Source organism: Pseudomonas sp. AU12215 (assembly GCF_001675465.2).
GTDB lineage: Bacteria > Pseudomonadota > Gammaproteobacteria > Pseudomonadales > Pseudomonadaceae > Pseudomonas > Pseudomonas nitroreducens.
On sequence record NZ_MACM02000101.1, the window covers coordinates 1 to 831 of the forward strand.

Below are 831 nucleotides of genomic sequence, written 5' to 3' on the forward strand. Positions count from 1 at the left end.
GCAAGGCTGGCGTGGAAGTCATCACCATCAGCGCCGGCGAACTGGGCCGGGGCCGTGGGGGCGGTCACTGCATGACCTGTCCAATCATCCGCGATCCCGTGGAATACTAACTCACTGGTAGCACTGGAAGGTGCTTGCTCAGCGGCTGTGATAGCGCTGAGCTCCATCAGCGCTTAGTTCACATGAAGACTTGAGCTGACCACAACCTGGTTACGACCGTTACTCTTTGCCACATAGAGCGCTGCATCAGAAGCCTTAAGTAGACGTGTATAATCTGGATGACCATCGTACTCTGCGACGCCAATACTGACAGTCACAGAAATGCTCCGCCCATCATTTATAGAAATAATTTCTTTCTGTACTCTTCTGCAAATTTTCTCTGCAACTCTACGAGCCGGGATTTCAGACGCCTCAACCAGCACGACCAAGAACTCTTCCCCTCCTAGCCGGAACACATAATCCCCACCACGAACGCTCTCAGAAACCAAGGTGGCGACACGCTTTATAACTTCGTCCCCCACTGCATGGCCGTAGCTATCATTTATAAATTTGAAGCTATCTATATCTATAGTTAACACTGACAAGAAAGACTCATTGCGGCGCAAATAATTAAGTTCTCGCAACATGACACTTTGAAGGCATCTTCGATTAAGGAGTCGTGTCAGAACATCTCGCCCAGACTCTAGACTTATAACTTGATCAAACATACTATCCAAGAGAAAACGAATTACACTAGGCGGTTGCAGAAGCTGAGTGCAACACGGTTACTGGATTGAAGCAGGTGCATCATGCTGCAACGCCACTACCTCTGTCATGACCTCAATCGGGCAT

General features: G+C 49.0%; 2 protein-coding genes. One reads left to right on the forward strand and one right to left on the reverse strand.

The features are described 5' to 3' along the window. Positions 1–110 (forward strand): arginine deiminase family protein (locus A9513_RS34975; protein WP_141678419.1); only part of this gene is annotated, 110 nt, incomplete at its 5' end. 63 nt (positions 111–173) lie between these two features. On the opposite strand, the gene A9513_RS34980 is transcribed toward A9513_RS34975, so the two are convergent. Further along, a complete protein-coding gene (locus tag A9513_RS34980; RefSeq protein ID WP_083196134.1) occupies positions 174–707 on the reverse strand; it encodes a GGDEF domain-containing protein in 534 nt (177 codons plus the stop codon). Positions 708–831 lie beyond the last annotated feature (124 nt).